General features: G+C 62.4%; 15 protein-coding genes. 5 read left to right on the top strand and 10 right to left on the bottom strand.

The genetic code is table 11. The annotated features are described in order from the left end of the window. Window positions 1–35 precede the first annotated feature (35 nt). A complete protein-coding gene (locus tag J1G37_RS10935; protein ID WP_207041670.1) occupies window positions 36–671 on the top strand; it encodes a LysE family transporter in 636 nt (211 codons plus the stop codon). Here J1G37_RS10935 and J1G37_RS10940 read toward each other — a convergent pair. From J1G37_RS10940 to J1G37_RS10950, 3 genes are all read right to left on the bottom strand, one after another. After that, window positions 633–962, bottom strand: a complete 330-nt coding sequence (locus J1G37_RS10940) for a hypothetical protein (RefSeq protein WP_207041672.1) — start codon at window positions 960–962, stop codon at window positions 633–635. The genes J1G37_RS10935 and J1G37_RS10940 overlap by 39 nt on opposite strands. Window positions 963–1034: 72 nt before the next feature. Beyond that, window positions 1035–1790 (bottom strand): OmpA family protein, encoded by a 756-nt coding sequence (locus J1G37_RS10945; RefSeq protein ID WP_207041673.1) that lies wholly within the window; start codon window positions 1788–1790, stop codon window positions 1035–1037. Then, the gene (locus J1G37_RS10950) at window positions 1787–2602 is read right to left on the bottom strand and encodes a MotA/TolQ/ExbB proton channel family protein (RefSeq protein WP_207041674.1); all 816 of its coding nucleotides are present in this window, start codon (window positions 2600–2602) and stop codon (window positions 1787–1789) included. The genes J1G37_RS10945 and J1G37_RS10950 overlap by 4 nt, the downstream gene beginning before the upstream one ends. A 242-nt stretch (window positions 2603–2844) precedes the next feature. Between J1G37_RS10950 and J1G37_RS10955 the strand changes: the two genes are divergently transcribed. Beyond that, window positions 2845–3897, top strand: coding sequence for a flagellin (locus J1G37_RS10955; RefSeq protein ID WP_207041675.1), 1053 nt, complete (start codon window positions 2845–2847; stop codon window positions 3895–3897). A 164-nt stretch (window positions 3898–4061) separates the two neighbouring features. Next, window positions 4062–7304 (top strand): tetratricopeptide repeat protein, encoded by a 3243-nt coding sequence (locus J1G37_RS10960; protein WP_207041676.1) that lies wholly within the window; start codon window positions 4062–4064, stop codon window positions 7302–7304. A gap of 146 nt (window positions 7305–7450) precedes the next feature. Here the strand turns inward: J1G37_RS10960 and J1G37_RS10965 are convergent, their stop codons facing one another. From J1G37_RS10965 to motA, 7 genes are all read right to left on the bottom strand, one after another. After that, window positions 7451–8143 (bottom strand): RNA polymerase sigma factor FliA, encoded by a 693-nt coding sequence (locus tag J1G37_RS10965; RefSeq protein ID WP_207041677.1) that lies wholly within the window; start codon window positions 8141–8143, stop codon window positions 7451–7453. 221 nt (window positions 8144–8364) lie between these two features. Beyond that, entirely contained in the window at window positions 8365–8766 is a 402-nt protein-coding gene (locus tag J1G37_RS10970) for a hypothetical protein (protein WP_207041678.1), read from the bottom strand. Further along, window positions 8759–10471, bottom strand: coding sequence for a flagellar biosynthesis protein FlhF (locus tag J1G37_RS10975; protein WP_207041679.1), 1713 nt, complete (start codon window positions 10469–10471; stop codon window positions 8759–8761). Before J1G37_RS10975 ends, J1G37_RS10970 begins: the two co-directional genes overlap by 8 nt. Continuing rightward, complete coding sequence (flhA, locus tag J1G37_RS10980; RefSeq protein WP_207041681.1) at window positions 10468–12564, bottom strand: flagellar biosynthesis protein FlhA; 2097 nt, start codon at window positions 12562–12564, stop codon at window positions 10468–10470. The genes J1G37_RS10975 and flhA overlap by 4 nt, the downstream gene beginning before the upstream one ends. After that, window positions 12561–13730: a flagellar biosynthesis protein FlhB gene (gene flhB, locus J1G37_RS10985; protein ID WP_207041683.1), complete on the bottom strand. Its 1170-nt coding sequence runs from the start codon at window positions 13728–13730 to the stop codon at window positions 12561–12563. Before flhB ends, flhA begins: the two co-directional genes overlap by 4 nt. 61 nt (window positions 13731–13791) lie before the next feature. Continuing rightward, the gene (gene motB, locus J1G37_RS10990) at window positions 13792–14649 is read right to left on the bottom strand and encodes a flagellar motor protein MotB (RefSeq protein WP_207041685.1); all 858 of its coding nucleotides are present in this window, start codon (window positions 14647–14649) and stop codon (window positions 13792–13794) included. Continuing rightward, window positions 14646–15506, bottom strand: a complete 861-nt coding sequence (gene motA / locus J1G37_RS10995; protein WP_207041687.1) for a flagellar motor stator protein MotA — start codon at window positions 15504–15506, stop codon at window positions 14646–14648. The genes motB and motA overlap by 4 nt, the downstream gene beginning before the upstream one ends. A 250-nt stretch (window positions 15507–15756) precedes the next feature. On the opposite strand from motA, the gene J1G37_RS28965 reads away from it, so the two are divergent. Continuing rightward, window positions 15757–16062 carry a transposase gene (locus J1G37_RS28965; protein WP_242551530.1) on the top strand — a complete coding sequence of 102 codons (306 nt, stop codon included), beginning with the start codon at window positions 15757–15759 and terminating at the stop codon, window positions 16060–16062. 26 nt (window positions 16063–16088) lie between these two features. Then, window positions 16089–16895 carry an IS3 family transposase gene (locus tag J1G37_RS11000; RefSeq protein WP_347402340.1) on the top strand — a complete coding sequence of 269 codons (807 nt, stop codon included), beginning with the start codon at window positions 16089–16091 and terminating at the stop codon, window positions 16893–16895. Window positions 16896–16945: the final 50 nt, after the last annotated feature.

Here is a 16945-nt window from a genome sequence, read left to right on the forward strand (position 1 = left end):
GTTGCATTCCTTTACATCTGCCTTGAAGAGTCACCATGACACCTTACTTCACCGAAGGCCTGGTGCTGGGCCTAGGCCTGTTCGCTGCCCCTGGCCCCAAAGACACCTTGGTCATCCGCCAAGGTGTCAGCCGTGGGCCAATCTGGGGTGTGGTCGCTATCTGCGTACTCGCCGATATCCTGTTGATCGCGCTGGGCATCACAGGTCTAGGTTCGCTATTGGAAAGCAAGCCAACGCTGGTCGCACTCTTGCTAATCTCCGGCGCGGCCTACCTGTTGTGGTTCGGCGCCCAGCGTCTGTTGGCCTGCCTGCGTGATCAGTCCATGCCGGACACCCAACGCGGTCAATCGCAACGAGGACTGTTGCGGACGGCGGTTGTGTTGGGTTTCGCCAATCCTTACGCTTGGCTCGATACCGTCGTGCTGATCGGCTCCATCGGCGCAGCGAAGCCCTTGAACCAGCAAGCACTCTTCGCGACCGGAGCCATGACCGCGTCGCTGCTGTGGTTTGTGTTCTTGGCGTTGGGGTGTCAGCGGTTAACCCGACTGTTTCACACACCTGCTGTGTGGCGCTGGCTGGACGCAGGCGTGGCGGTGTTGATGGTGTATCTGGCCAGTATATTGATCAGCGATTCACTGGATGTCTTTAAGGTAGTCCTTGAGGGTAGTTAGTGGCGCGGGCAACTCATCGAATTGACGAGCGTTTTGCACGTCAGTCGCCAACCTTTGCAGCTCACGCCCCAACACCGTATCAGCCCCACCCAGGGCATTCAACGCCTGCCCCACACACTCCTCCACCTTCCCCAACACCCCAACCAAATCCCCCTGCCGCACCAACAACCCAAACACCTCCCGGTCATACCCGTCCATCACCGGATCATCACGCAAAACCGGGCTGCCACCGTCCACCTCATGCACCAGCTTAAGTGCAAAAAGCGCCACAGCTTCCAGCGTCAATTCCATGGTCTCGGTTCCTCAACAGTCGGGGGGAGGGCGATGATCACTGTTCTTCAGCGCAAAAAACAACCCCGGCCGTCACCGCTCCAGGATCAATTCCACCCGACGGTTACGCGCGCGGCCTTCAGGCGTAGCGTTATCCGCCAGCGGCCGTGTGTCGGCATAGCCGATGGCGGCGAGGCGTCCGGGCTGGATGCCGTTGGCTTGCAGGTAGCGCACCACGCTGCCGGCGCGGGCGCTGGAGAGTTCCCAGTTGGAGGGGAAACGGGCGCTGCGGATGTCTTGGGTGTCGGTGTGGCCGGCGACGATGAGTTTATGCGGGACGCTGTCGAGCACCGCGATGAGCTTGTGCAGCACAGCGAGGCCGCCGAGGTTGAGGTCGGATTGGCCCGAGGGGAACAGGATTTCGCTGCTGATGCGAAAGCTCACGCTGCTTTCATTGGTGACCACTTCGATGTCGTTGCCCAATTGATCCAGCGGCAGTTCGTTGAGCAGGTCTTGTGTCGTCGGCTTCGCGGGTTCAGGTTCAACGATCGCAACTGGCTCGGGAGCGGCAACCGGCTCTGGCTCTACAGCCGGTACCAACAGCAACGCCCCCGGAACCTCCACCGACGTCAAACCCTTCATCGTAAACACCGGCGGCCCACTAAACGAGCTGCCATGCCGCGTACGTTCATGCCCCTTGCCCGCCAACGCCAGCATCGCCATGGTCACCACCAGCAGCAACGTCATCATGTCCAGGTACGTCATCATCCACGTCTCACCCGCCGCGTCCTCCACCGGCGGCATGCCGCTGGCAATCGCTGCGGCCTGGATGCGCGTAACGGGCCTCACGTGCGCGGTTTCCAACTGAGCCGCAGCGGAACCCGCAAAGGCTCATCCCGCAGCTCATTCTGGTAATGCGCGACAAAGGATTTAAGCGTCTCGCGCATCAACCCCGGGCTACGTTTGTTGGCCATCATCGCCACGCCTTGCAGCACCATGTTCATCACCACCACGCGCTGTTCGGTGCGCCGCTCCAGCTTCACCGCCACCGGTTTGCACAGCAGGTTGGCGAGCAGCACGCCGTACAGCGTGGTCATCAGGCCCACCGCCATTTGCCGGCCGATGGTCACCATGTCGCCGTCGCCGAGCACGAACATCAGGTTCACCAACCCCACCAACGTGCCGAGCATACCGAACGCGGGGGCGTAGCTGGCCATCACGCGAAACAGTTGCGCCTCGGCATGTTCCTTGGCGCGCAGGCGGGCGATGCGCCATTGCAGCAGGTCGAGGATGTCGTCCAGCGGGGTTTTGTCGATCACCAACTGCACGCCGGAACGCAGGAAGGGATTTTTCACACCGTCGAGCACTTCTTCCACGGCACGCAGGTCGCCGTCGATCCACAGCCGCGAAAGGCTCACCAACTCGTCGATGTCTTCCTGGGTGTACTCACGCTCATGCCGCACCACGGTCTTGATCAGGCTGAAGATGCGCAGCACTTCGCGCAGCGGGTAGCTGATGAAGGTCGCGGCAAAGGTGCCAACCACCACAATGCCCAGCGCCGGCAGGTCGACGAACAGGCCGGGTTGTTGCGCGCTGAACACCAGCAACACGGCCAGCAGTAGCAGGCTGGCGAGCATGCCGATCAGGGTTGAGGGGTTCATGCAGCACTCCAGTTGTGGGCCAAGGCGGGCTTTATAACGCGCGGGGTGCGGATTCAAATCGGCTAATACAGGCACTTTCTCTGGCGAAATCGGGGGGCTGCGCAAATTTTTTCAACGGCTGCCTAAAGACGGCTAATCGGTTCGCCGATGTTCGCTTTGTCTGTACGGCAACGGCGTGGAATGTCCTCGGCGCCGGGCCCGAACTCTGTCCCAAGCGGCTCACCCACGAAAGGAACTGCACCATGTCAGTCATCAATACCAACATCACGTCCATGATCGCCCAGCAAAACCTGAACTCCTCGGAGAGCAGCCTGAGCACCTCGATCGAGCGCCTGTCGTCCGGCCTGAAAATCAACAGCGCTTCCGACGACGCCGCAGGCCAGGCGATTGCCAACCGCATGACTTCGCAGATCACCGGCCTATCCCAGGCCAGCAGCAACGCCAGCGACGGCATCTCCCTGGCGCAGACCACCGAAGGCGCGCTGGACCAGGTGAACGACAACTTGCAGCGCATCCGTGAGCTGTCGGTACAAGCGGCCAACGGCACCAACTCCCAGTCCGACCTGCAATCGATCCAGGACGAGATCACCCAGCGCCTCGACGAGATCGACCGTATCTCCTCGCAAACCGCATTCAACGGCGTGGACGTGCTGTCCAAAGACCAGACCATCACCATCCAGGTCGGCGCCAACGATGGCGAAACCATCGACATCAAGCTCAGCGAAATCAACGCCGACACCCTCGGCCTGAGCAGCTTCAACGTGAACGGCTACGACACCACCCTGACCGCCAGCACCCTGTCGGACTCGTCGGGCACCGCGATCACTTCGACCAACACCAGCTATGTCGACAAGTCCGGCACCACTGTTACCGGCGGCACCCTGTCCACCGACGCCGATGGCGACTACTTCCTGACCGTCGGCGGCAAGACCTACGCGGCCGAAGTGACCCTGACCACCGACGGCACCACCACCTCGGCGAGCATCAGCATCGACACCGACAACGCGGTGAGCAAGAAGTCCACCAACACCCTGACCACCCTCGACAACGCCCTGAACACCGTGGACTCCATGCGTTCGGACCTGGGTGCGGTGCAAAACCGCTTCGACTCGGCGATCACCAACATTTCCACCACCACCACCAACCTGACGTCCGCGCGTTCGGGCATCCAGGACGTGGACTACGCCACCGAAGTGTCGGCCATGACCAGCGCGCAGATCCTGCAACAAGCCGGTACGTCGGTATTGGCCCAGGCCAACTCGATGCCGCAACAGATGCTGTCGCTGCTGCAATAAGTACTCGCAGGTACAGAAGGGGCCAGCGCACGCTGAGCCCCTTTTTTTATGCGCGCAATCCGCGCTAATCACCCCGCCAGGGCAGGCTTATCCGGGCTTTGGTGACGGGCTTGTCGCGCTAGCATTTGCCCCAGACTATTTATCCACAAGGCGAATGCCCGTTCATGCCCAAACCCCAGCGCCCCAAGACCCCACAAGGGTGGAAAGACCTCGGCAACCAACAATTGCACAGCGCCCCCGAGCAAGCCCTGGCCAGTTTCGAGCAGGCCTTGCGCTTGCTGCCAGACGAGCCCCAGGCCCTGGAACTGGTGGCCAAGGCCGCACAAAAGCTCGGCCAGGCCGATCGCGCCTTGGAGCTGGTGCTGAAAGCGCTGGCGATAGACCCGGATTTCGCCATCGGCCACCACCGGCTGGCTACGCTGTACTTCGAGAAAGGCCAGTTCGCCCTGGCGCTGGCGCATGTGCAACAGGCACTGGAACTGGCGCCGCAGGATTGCCGCATGCTCTCGCGCCAAGGCTTGATCCTCAACCGCCTGGAGCGCCACGGTGAAGCTATCGCGGTGTTCGAAAAGCTGATCGAACGTGAGCCCGGCGACTACAGCCACTGGAACAACGCCGCCAACCTGTACAAGGATCTCGGCCAATTGGGCAAGGCCGACACCTACTACCAAAAGGCCGTGGCGCTGGCCAAGCGCAAGGACGTGCTGCCTTACTCCAACCGCCTGACGTCATTGCACTACGACCCCGAGCGCAGCCGCGACTACATCTTCGCCGTGTGCAAGGAGTGGCAATCGCGCTTCGGCCCCAAAGTCGTGCCGTCGCGCCCCGAGACGGACAAGACCGCCAACCGCCGCCTGCGCATTGGCCTGGTGTCCGATGGCCTGCGCCAGCACCCGGTGGGCAATATGATCGTCGGCGTGCTGGAAAAACTGCCGCGCCACCGCTTCGAACTGTTCGCCTACAGCACCAGCCAGGTCTGCGACCACCTGACCCGGCGCATCCAGGCCAGGGTGCAGCAGTGGCTGGCGATCAAGCACATGGACGACGGGGCCCTGGCCCAGCGTATCCGCGAGGATCGTATCGATATCCTGATCGACCTGTGCGGCCACAACGCCGGCAACCGCATGGGCGCCATGGCCTTGCAGCCGGCGCCGTTGCTGGTGAAGTGGGTCGGCGGCTTGATCAACACCACCGGCCTGGACGCCATCGACTACCTGCTCACCGACCGCATCGAATCCCCCGTTGGCGAGGACGCCTACTACACCGAAAAACTCATCCGCCTGCCCGACGACTACATCTGCTACGACCCGCCGCCCTACACGCCGGACATCAAGCCGTTGCCCGCATTGGCCAACGGTTACATCACCTACGGCTGCTTCAACAACCCGACCAAGATCAACGATCAGTTGCTGGCGCGCTGGGCCGAGGTGATGCGCGCCACGCCGGGCTCACGCCTGTTGCTCAAGGGCGGCGCGTTCGGCAACCGCGAGTTGCGCGGCCATGTGCACGGCTTCATGGCGGCCCAGGGCATTGCCGAAGAGCGCGTGTTGATCGAAGGCCCGGTGGGCCACAAAAGCCTGCTCGACACCTACAACCGCATCGACATCGCCCTCGACCCCTGGCCGTATTCCGGCGGCCTCACCACCTGCGAAGCCTTGCTGATGGGCGTGCCGGTGGTGACGTTCCCCGGTCCGACGTTCGCCGGGCGCCACTCGGCCACGCACCTGATCAACGCCGGGTTGCCGGAATTGGTGGTGCACAGTTGGGAGCACTATCAGCAACGCGTGATCGAACTGGCCAGCGACCTCGGCAGCCTCACCCGTATCCGCAGCCATCTGCGCGAGGTGCTGATGGGCTCGCCGGTGTGCGACAGCCAGCGTTTTGCCAACCATTTCGATACGGCCATGCGCGCCATCTGGCAGCGTTATTGCGCGAGCAAACCGCGAGCCGCGTTGACGTTGGACGCGCAAGGGCAGGCCCGTTTCGACGGCGACGACGCTGCCGTCGAACTGCACCACCCGGCCACGCCGCCAGAGGACGAAGGTTTCCGCTTCCAATTCCAGGGCAAAGTCGTGACCCTCGACCACGGCGGTACGTTGATCGCGTCGGCGCAGTTCGTGGCCCTGCAAAAAATGGCGGCGTTTTCCACCGTCGCCTTCGACCCCGCCAGCCGCATCAGCAATGCGCGGCAACTGGCCCAACTCGGTGAGTTGCACTATTACCCCCACGCCGCGCTGGGCAGTGGTCATCCGGCCACGCTGTATGCCTGTCTCGATCCGAGCATGAGCGCCACGCTGGCCCCGCTGGTGACTGCAAACGTGTTGGCCAAACTGGCGTTGCCGACCCTCAAGCTCGACGCAATCAACGGCCTGCCCGCGGTGGATTGGCTATTGCTCGACAACCTCAACGACAGCCTCGCCGTGATCGAACACGGCCAGCGCAGCCTCGCCGATACGTTGCTGGTGCAAGCCCGAGTCAACTTCGCGCCGACCCATGACCAGCAGGCCGATGTGGGCTTGATCAGCCGCTGCCTGGCCCGGCGCGGTTTCAGTTTTTACCGCTTGAACAACTTGCAACATCAACCGCAGACCTCCCATCTGGTATGCGCCGACGCGCTGTTCCTGCCGGATGTGACGCGCATGGCCGCGCTGTCGGACAATCAGCGCCTGAAACTGGCGTTTTTGTTGCACACGGTCTATGCCGCTCACGATGTGGCGGGTGAACTGCTCAAGGCCATCGACGCTGATCTGGCCGCCCAGTACCTCAAGCACTGTCAGAACCCGCAACTGCCGGAATTGCCCCGCGAGCCCATGGAGGAACCCCAGGTCACGTTCCCGGCAGACGTCGCCGCGTACGTCAAAACCCTCTACACCCAGGCCTCGGTGATCCTCGAATACGGCAGCGGCGGCTCGACCCTGCTGGCGGCGAACCTGCCGGACAAAACCGTGATCTCGGTGGAGAACGACGCCCATTGGGCCGCAGACATGCAAACCTGGATCGCCAACGCCACGCTGCCCTCACGACCATTGATCTACCCGGTGAACGTGGGCGAAACCGGCAAATGGGCACGCCCGAAAAACGCCCGGCACTGGAAGAAATTCCACACCTACCCGTTGAAGGTCTGGGATGAGCCGTTCTTTGAGCAGCCGGATGTGATCCTCATTGACGGGCGCTTTCGCATTGCTTGTTTTGTGACGGCGTACTTGCGGGCTACCAAACCGATGATCGTGCTGTTCGACGATTACCTGGATCGACCGCACTACCATGTGGTTGAACGCTTGGTGAAGCCCAGCGAATTTGTCGGGCGCATGGCGCGGTTTGACCTGCAACCGCTGACCCATCTGCCGCGTGAAGAGCTGACCTGGTTGGTGGCGAGCTTCAACGAAGTGGCCTACGCCGAAGCCTGAGTGGGTGTGAAATGCAATCCAAATGTGGGAGCGGGCTTGCTCGCGAAGGCGGTGGTTCAGCCAAAGGTGTGTTGACTGACCCACCGCCTTCGCGAGCAAGCCCGCTCCCACATTTTGATCTCTGGTGACCCCAGGAATGTGGCGGCCTAGTCCTTCATGCTGACGTGCAACCGCGCAATCGCCTGGGCATGCAACTGACACACCCGACTCTCACTCACCTCCAACACCACCCCAATCTCACGCAAGTTGAGCTTCTCGTGATGACACAGCGCAAGCAGTAGCCGCTCCCGCGCGGGCAGGGCGTCGATGGCGCGGGTCAGGTCGGCGCGGTTGCGCTCGTTGAGCAGTTCGGCAAATGGCGTTTGCAGGCGCGAGCTGGAGCCTTCGCTGTGTTCTTCGTCGATATCGTCGAAGGGCAGCATCTGGCTGCCGTTGGTGTCGTCGAGCACCTTCTGGTATTCGGCCAGCGTCAGGCCCATGGCCGAGGCCACTTCGCGCTCCTTGGCCGGGCGGCCGAGGTTCTGTTCGACGCGGTGCATCGCCTCTTCCACCGCCCGCGCATTGCGCCGCACGCTGCGCGGCACCCAATCGCGGGTGCGCAACTCGTCGATCATCGCCCCGCGAATGCGCTGGGAGGCGAAGGTGGCGAAGGTCGCGCCGACGTTCAAGTCATAGCGCGTCATGGCATCGAGCAAGCCGATGCTGCCGGCCTGGATCAAGTCGTCCAGCTCAATATTGGACGGCAACCGGGTCTTCAGCCCGAGCGCCTGGCGCCGGACCATGGGCAGGTACTGCTGGAGCACTTCCTGCTGGTTTATCTTGCCCTGTGCCGTATACATCGTGTGCGCCTGCGAAAGACAGAAAATCCACGGGATTATTACTGCTGGGGCGGATGCCCTAAGCGCAGAACAGGTAGGCGGCAGGCCACATATTCCCTGCTTAACGCAATTCCAATGTGGGAGCTGGCTTGCCTGCGATAGCGGTCTGTCAGTTGATAGATATGTTGCTGACCCACCGCTATCGCAGGCAAGCCAGCTCCCACACAAGCCAGTTTCCACAGTTAGGTTTCATTGATCAGGAGGAGGCGCATGCCTAGGTACCGCTGGGCGGCTTCGCGCAAGTTGCTGAGCAAGCCCTCCTGCGGCAACCCCGCATGCAACGCCAACACCTGCCCCGGCCCGCCATAGTCATGCAACAAACTCAACGTATTGAACGCCCGCTCAAACGCCCCCAAGTCACTGCCCACCCAAATCCCCCAGCGCGATTGCGCCAAGTCTTGGTGATACTTATCCACAGCCCGCACCCGCCAACGCGCCGGGTCGCCAACCCAGCGCTGGCCTTGCCGATGCCAGCGCGCCAACGCCTGCTGCGCCAGCAGCGCTTCGGGCGCCGCGCCGAACAGCAGCAACGTGCGCTGATTGAGTTGCGCCCACTGGCGCAACCCGGCGGCCTGGTCATGCATGCTCGAAGCTGTCCATGACAGCGGCCAAGTGCAGCAAACCGTCAAGGATTTCCCGCGCCTGCCCACGGGGCTTTTTCGGCAATAAGCCGAGCAGTTGCGCACGCGCCTGGAACGCCCAGTCATCCGGGGCCTGGACCAGCCGCAGGGCGCTGGCGGCGAAGCCGGCGGCCAGGTAGTGGCGGGGTTCGGCGTGCAGGTGCGGGTGCAGGTCGAGCAGCCGCGTGGAACCGCGTGCGGTCAGGTCGGTCAGTTCGTCTTGTTTCAGTTGGTGCAGCAGTTCGGCGGCCTGTTCATTCAGATCGTGCTGTTCCGTGACCAGCCAATAACGCTGGCTCAGATGCTGGCCGCTGTGACTGTCTTGCAAGGTGGCAAACCAGGCGCGTACAGCGGTGCCTTTAAAGGCCACCGGCAGATGGCTCAAGGTCACCCGCGCATTGCGGTTGCGGTAGCGCAATACGCGGATGCCGAAGCATTCGCCGCGTTTGGCAAGGGTGCCCAGGGGATGTCGCTGCGCTTCAAACACCGCCCGTTGGCTCGCCTTGCCAGGGGTGATCCACGTGGCGCTCGAGGGTGCTGCGGGCTCACCGAGAAAACCCTCCCAACACGCCTGCGGCTGCGCCATCAACGGCCATAGCTGCGCCAGCAAGGCAAAGCCCTCGACGTGCGTGATCAGACTGTCGCGCAAGGCCAGCAGCACCTTGCGCTGGCACAACAGGCTGCGTGCCAGGGCATCGAGGTGCGGGCGGGTGGCGCTGGCGGGAGGCGCCGCAAACCGCGACGGCCGGGAAATATCCAGCGCCTGCTGCAAGAAGTCCGACGCGCCGGGCAATTGCAAGTCTTCCGGCACCTGTTGGCCCGTCGATAAATAATTCAGGCGCAAGCGGTGGCGGATCACGGTCTCCAGCACCGGCCCCAGCCGCGCTGCCTCGTCGCACTTGCTGATGATGCAATCGTCCAGCCGACACCCGGCCGCCTGTGCGGCAGCACGGTAGGTGTGCACCACTTCATCCAGGGTGTCGCCGTGGCTGGCGGCATTGAGCACCAGCATCAGGCGCACGCCGCGCAACTGTTGGATGTGCGCGAGCAAGCGTTGATCGCGTTGGCTCATGCCCACGGTGTCGATGATCACCAGGCGCTTGTCGGCGAATCTACCCAGCAACGGATCGAGTGCAGCCTGCGGCGCCAGCGTGTGCAGTTCGACGCCGAGCAATTGCGCATAGATATTCAGCTGCTCATGGGCGCCGACCCGAAAGCTGTCGGTGGTCACCAGTGCCACTTGGCCCGGACCATGGCGCATCACATAACGCGCCGCCAACTTCGCCGTGGTGGTGGTCTTGCCCACGCCGGTGGGCCCGACCAGGGCAATCACCGTGGGCGCCTTGAACAGCTCGGCTTCATCGCCCAACAGGTTCAATTGACTGTTGAGCCGTTGCATCAGCCAGGCCTTGAGCCGCGCCGGCGTGGCATCGGGCAAGTGCGCGGGCGTACGGCCAAGCAAGTCCTCGCTGAAACCGCCACTGAAACCCGCTTCCAGCAGCCATTCCAGCAACGGCGGTGCGCTCGCGGTTTCTTCACCCTGGGCCATGATCTCCACGCCCGCGTCGGTCATGCGGCTGGACAAGATCAACGCGTCTGCACCCAAGGCCGCGCGCACCTGGTTCATCGCCTCGCGGCTGTTGGCGCCAATAAAACGTTGCGCACTCACTTAGGCTTGCCTCCGATCACGTGGGTCATGCGCAGGGTACGGTCGTCGGGGATTTCGCTGAGGGCGATCACCGTGAGCTGGCGCAAGCGCCGACGCAGGAAGCGCGACAGCACCGGGCGCAGTTTGTTGGGCACTACCAGCACCGGCGGTTCGCTGCTGTTTTCCTGGCGCTTGAGGGTCAGGCTGGTCTGTTGCATCAGGTTGTCGGCCAGGCTCGGCTCCAGCGCGCCGCCGTTGCCCACGGCCTGCATCAGCACCTGCTCCAGGTTGAAATCCAGGCCGATGACTTTCAGTTCGGCCTGGTTGCCAAACAGCTGGTTGACGATGGAACGGCCGAGGGCAATGCGCACCACGGCGGTCAGTTCTTGCACGTCAGGCGGTTGCAACACGCCGCCGTGTTCGGCGAGGGCGTCGAGGATGGTGCGCATGTCGCGGATCGACACGTTCTCTTCCAGCAGGTTTTGCAGCACCCGTTGCAGCACCGTGAGCGTTACCAGCTTGGGCACCACTTCGTCGATCAGGCCCTTGCTGTCGGGGCCGAGCTTGTCCAACAGCTTTTGCACTTCGCCACGGCCGAGCATGTCCTTGGCGTGCTGGTGCAGCAGGTGGTTGAGGTGGGTGGCGGTCACGGTGCTCGCATCGACCACGGTGTAGCCGTAGATCTGCCCGTGTTCGCGCAGGTTGGCGTCGATCCAGATCGCCGGCAGGCCAAACGCCGGGTCCACCGCCGCCGTGCCTTCCAGCGTGTGGGTGACCTTGCCCGGGTTGATCGCCAGCCACTTGCCGGGGAACACTTCGCCCCGGCCGATTTCCACGCCCTTGAGGCTGATGATGTAGGTGTTGGCGGCCAGTTCCAGTTTGTCGCGCACATGCACCACGGGCGGCAGAAAGCCCACATCCTGGGCGAACTTCTTGCGCAGGCTCTTGATGCGCGTGATGAGTTCGCCTTGCTGGCGGGCGTCCACCAGTTGGATCAGGCGGTGGCCGACGCGCAGGCTCAGGGTGTCGACCAACTGCACGTCGTCCCACGAGGCTTCGCTGCCTTGGGAGGCGGATTTGGGCAACAGTGTCTGCGTGGGCGAGCCTTCCGGCGCCAGCGCTTCCTGCTTGGAAAACCACCAGCCCAGGCCGCCCAGCAGCCCGGTCAACATCAGGAACACCAGGTTCGGCATGCCCGGCACCAGGCCGAGCAAGCCCATGACGCCGGCGGTCATCATCAGCACTTTCGGGCGGCTGAACAGCTGGCCCATCATCTGCTGGCCCACATCCTGCTCGGTGTTGACCCGCGACACGGTCACGCCGGCGGCAATCGAAATCACCAGGCCGGGGATCTGCGCCACCAGGCCATCGCCGATGGTCAGCATGGTGTAGGTGTGCGCCGCATCGGCAAACGCCATGCCGTGTTGCAGGATGCCGATGGCCAGGCCGCCGATGATGCACACGCCCATGATCACCAGGCCGGCTACGGCGTCACCGCGCACAAACTTGCTGGCGCCGTCCATGGAGCCGAAGAAATCGGCTTCCTGGGCTACCTCTTTACGGCGCTGGCGCGCTTGCGGTTCACCGATCAAGCCGGCGTTGAGGTCGGCGTCGATTGCCATTTGCTTGCCGGGCATCGAGTCCAGGGTGAAGCGCGCACCGACTTCGGCGATACGTCCGGCGCCCTTGGTGATTACCATGAAGTTGATGGTCACCAGGATCAAAAACAGCGCCAGGCCCACGGCAAAGTTGCCGCCCACCAGGAACTCGCCAAACGCCTCGATCACCTTGCCGGCCGCGTCGGGGCCGGTGTGGCCCTCCATCAAAATCACCCGCGTCGACGCCACGTTCAGCGACAGCCGCAGCAGTGTGGTGAACAGCAGCACCGACGGAAACGCCGAGAAATCCAGCGGCTTCTCGGTGAGCATGCTGACCATCAGCACCATGATCGCCAGGGCGATGTTGAAGGTGAACAGCAGGTCGAGGATGAAGGTGGGCAGCGGCAGGATCATCATCGACAGGATCAGCACGATCAGCACCGGGCCGGTCATGACTTTCAGGTCGGTGGTGGCCAGCCAGGAGTCGGGGCCGAAGAATTCGGTGATGCCTTTCATGCGTTCGGTTCATCCTCAGGTGTCGGGTTGCGCGGGCCGCGCTGGTCCATGCCCGGCGGTACGCTCAGGTTCGCCGGGGTCGGCGGCAGGTCGCCGCCGTGTTCGCTGACGCGCTTGAGGCGGATCGCCCAGGCGACGACTTCGGCGACCACGGTGTACAGCTCGATGGGAATTTCACGGTCCAGATCGACGTGGAAATACAAGGCCCGCGCCAGTGGCGGCGCTTCCAGCATCGGCAGGTGATGCTCGGCGGCGATCTCGCGGATGCGCAGGGCCACGTCATCCGCGCCCTTGGCCACCACGCGCGGCGCGCCGTTCTTGTCTTTCTGGTAGGACAGCGCCACCGCGAAGTGGCTGGGGTTGGTGACGATCACGTCGGCCTTGGGCACCTTGCTCATCATCCGCCGACGCGCGCGGGCCTGTTGCACCTGGCGGATCTTGGCCTTGATATGCGGGTCGCCGTCGGCGTTCTTGTGTTCCTGGCGTTGCTCTTCCTTGGACATGCGCAGGTTCTTGGCGTAGGTCCACAGCTGGTACGGCGCGTCCATGCCCACCACAATTATCAGCGCGGCCACGCACATCGCGCAGGCACTGGCGGTCAGGCTCATCACCGTGGCCAGGGCTTTGGGGGCGGGCATGTTGGGCAAGGTGAGCAGTTGGTCGAGATGGCTTTTGAGGAAGAAATACGCGACGGTGCCGATCAGCGTGGCCTTGGCGACGGCCTTGGCCAACTCCACCAGCACCTGCACCGAAAACAAGCGCGCCAACCCGCTGATCGGGTTGACCCGCGAGAACTGCGGGCGCACCGCCGCCAGGGTAATCACCAGGCCGCCGAGCAAGGCCGGTGCAGCGAGGGCGGCAAAGGTCATCAAGGCAAAAAACGGTGCCAGCGCCAGCAAAGTGTTCTGGCTCAGTTGCCAGAGCACCGTGAGCATGCGCGCGGTGTCGAACAGCTGTGCGCGGTCAAACAGCAACGCCTGTTCCATCACCTGGCCGAGGCTGTCATACAGGTGCCCACCCATCAGCCACAGCCCGCCGGTGCCGGCCAGCAGCATGACAAAGGTGTTCATTTCGCGGGAACGCGGGACTTGCCCTTCTTCGCGGGCCTTTTCGATGCGGCGCGGTGACGCCGCTTCGGTCTTGTCTTCTTTGCTGGTCTCGGCCATGGCGCCATTTTGCGCGGGCGCGGGGGCGGGCGATTAGGCGAACATCACGCACAATTGCCGGTTATTGCGTGGATGGTTGCGGCGCGCTGGGCTCCGTGCCGAACTCGTCCTGGGACAAGATCCGCTCCGCAACCCGACGATCCAGCACGATGATTTCAATCCGCCGGTTGGCCGCGTCGAAGGGCCCGGCACCCTTGAACGGAATGCGGTCGGCCATGCCGGACACACGCAGCAGCTTGTCGGAATCCAGCCCACCCGCCACCAACTCTTGTCGCGAGGCCTTGGCGCGGTCGGCGGACAAGTCCCAGTTGTTGTAGCCAGCATCGCCCCCGGGGTAAGGGTGGCTGTCGGTGTGGCCGCTGATCTGGATGCGGTTGGGCAGTTCGTTGAGCACCGGGGCAAAGGTCTTGAGCAGCTTGCGCAGGTACGGCGCGACGTTGGCACTGCCCAGTTCGAACATCGGGCGTTTGTCGGTATCCAGCAGTTGCACGCGCAGGCCTTCGGGGCTCAGTTCAATCGCAATCTGCTGCTTGAGTTCGCGCAGCTGCGGGTCGCGGTCGACGGCGGCGTCGAGGCGCTGCTTGAGGGATTCCAGGTGGCGACGTTCCTCGCCGGACAGGCGCGGCGTGTGGCGCAGCTTTTCCCCTTCGACGCTGCGCGGGTCGGGGCCGCCGCCGGGGATCGCGCTGGCACTGTTGGCGCTGCGTTCGCCTTTGCTGATCGCCACCAATAGCGGGGTGCTGAAGTATTCGGCGATGGCTTCCTTGTCGTTTTTGCTTGCGTTGGACAGCACCCACAGCACCAGGAACAGCGCCATCAGCGCGGTCATGAAGTCGGCGAAGGCGATTTTCCAGGCGCCGCCGTGGTGGCCGTGCTTCGCGGCTTTTTTGCGGCGGATGATGATCGGGCGCTCGCTCATGCGCCGCCGCCGCTGCGTACGTAGGTTTCCAGTTCCAGGGCACCGGGGCGTTCGCTGCTGTGCAGCGCCTTGCGGCCGAATTCCACGGCCAGTTGCGGCGGCATGCCTTGCACGCTGGCCAACAGGGTCACGCGGATGCATTGCAGCATCTTCACCGACTCGGCGGCCTGGCGCTCGATGCGGCAGGCCAAGGGCGCGACCAAGCCGTAGGCCAGGTAAATGCCGAGAAAGGTGCCGACCAGCGCGTGGGCGATCATCTGGCCCATCAAGTCCGGGCCGACGTTGACCGCACTCAACGCCTTGACCACGCCCATCACCGCCGCAACGATGCCAAACGCCGGCAGGGCGTCGCTGACTTTATAGAGTGCATCCGAGGGCAGGCTGGCTTCGTGTTCGAACGCCTCGATCTCGTGCAGCATCAACTCATCGAGTTCGTGGGCCTGCATCGCGCTGCTCACCAGCAGGCGCAGGTAGTCGGTGAGGAACAGGATAATCAACGGGTCGCTGACCAGCCGCGGGTAGGGCGCAAACACGGCGCTTTGCGCCGGGTCTTCAATGTCCCGCTCCAGCGACAGCATGCCCTCGCGGCGCGCCTTGCTGAGCAGGCCGTACATCATCGCCATCAGCTCCAGGTACAAGCGTTTGTCGTAGCGGGTGCTGCGTTTGAAGCGCGCGATGGCGCCGAACGTGGCGCGGATCGCCTTGCCATTGTTGGCCGCAATAAAAGCCCCGACGCCGGCACCGCCGATCATCAACAGCTCCATCGGCTGGTACAGCGGGCCGAGGCTGCCACCGGACAGGACGAAGCCACCGAACACCGACAGCAGTACAGCGATAAGCCCGGATACGATGAGCACGTGGTCGTTTCCTTAATTTATGCAATGGGTGACTTGCGGAATATCGGCAACGGGGATGGGCGAATTGAGAGGTTCTTCGATCCAAAGAACACCAAAAATCCAATGTGGGAGCTGGCTTGCCTGCGATAGCGGTGTATCAGCTGGCATCTGGGTGGCTGACCCACCGCCATCGCAGGCAAGCTGAACTGGCCTAATGAATTTGGACACATCAATAGGGCGCTATGATGGCGCCCAAACCTGAGGTGTGCAGATGATGCGAAAGTCCTATTCCAGCGAGTTCAAACTCAACGCCGTAAGCATGGTGATTGATCAAAACCTGCCTGTTCCCGAAATTTGCGCCAGTTTGGATATCGGCCCTACGGTTTTGCGTCGCTGGGTCGAGCAGGTGCGCAAAGAGCGCGCCGGATCAACGATGGCTGGTACAAAGGCGATTACTGCCGACCAAAAGAAAATCCAGGAACTCCAGGCCCTGCTCAGGCAGAAAGATCGGGATATCGAAATCCTAAAAAAGGCCAGTGTTCTCCTGCTTTTGGACTCCAAAGATCATTCCCTCTGATCAGCGAGCTAGGCGAACAGTACGGTATTACAGATTGTTGTCGTGTTTTCGAAGTCAACCGCAGTAGCTACTACGCCTGGCGTCAGCGTCAGGGGAAAACCAACCTGGAGCGCGAAGCGCTCAAGGTCGTTCTAGTTAAGTATCACAAGGCTTCAAGAGGATCGGCAGGAGCTCGAACCCTCTCTGAGGACCTGCGAGGTGCAGGCCATCAGGTTGGGCGTTACATGGCTCGTAGCTTGATGAAGGAAGCTGGGATTACCAGCCGGCAACGCAGGCCACATAAATACAAGTCGTCAGGCGTTGAGTCTTTGGTGGCTGAACATGAGCTGGAACGTGAGTTTTACGTCGCAGACATCAACAAGGTCTGGTGTGCGGACATCACCTATATCCAACTCGGCAAGCGCTGGCTCTATTTTTCTGTGGTGCTGGATCTGTTTGCGCGTCGAGTGGTGGGATGGTCGTATTCACTGGTTGCCGATGCGACGCTGGCAAGTGAGTCACTGCGCATGGCTGTTGAGCTGAGAGGGCGACCAAAAGGTGTGATGTTTCATTCTGATCAAGGCTGCCAGTACACCAGCCATAAATTCAGGGCTGAACTGCAGGCGCACGAGCTGAAACAGAGCATGAGTCGAAAAGGCCAGTGCTGGGATAACGCCCCGATGGAACGTTTTTTTGGCAGTTTGAAGTCCGAATGGGTGCCCGAGGGAGGTTATAGCTCTGAGTACGAGGCCCAGGTAGACATCAACCGATATGTGGCGCGATACAACAGCGTAAGGCGCCACAGCTACAACGGATACCACTCGCCTATAGCAGCAGAAAAGCTAGCGGCGTGAGAACCGAAAACAATGTCCGAAATTACTGGACCAGTTCAAGCCAGCTCCCA

The sequence above is a fragment of the Pseudomonas sp. Marseille-Q1929 genome (assembly GCF_017316265.1).
Taxonomy (GTDB): Bacteria; Pseudomonadota; Gammaproteobacteria; order Pseudomonadales; family Pseudomonadaceae; genus Aquipseudomonas.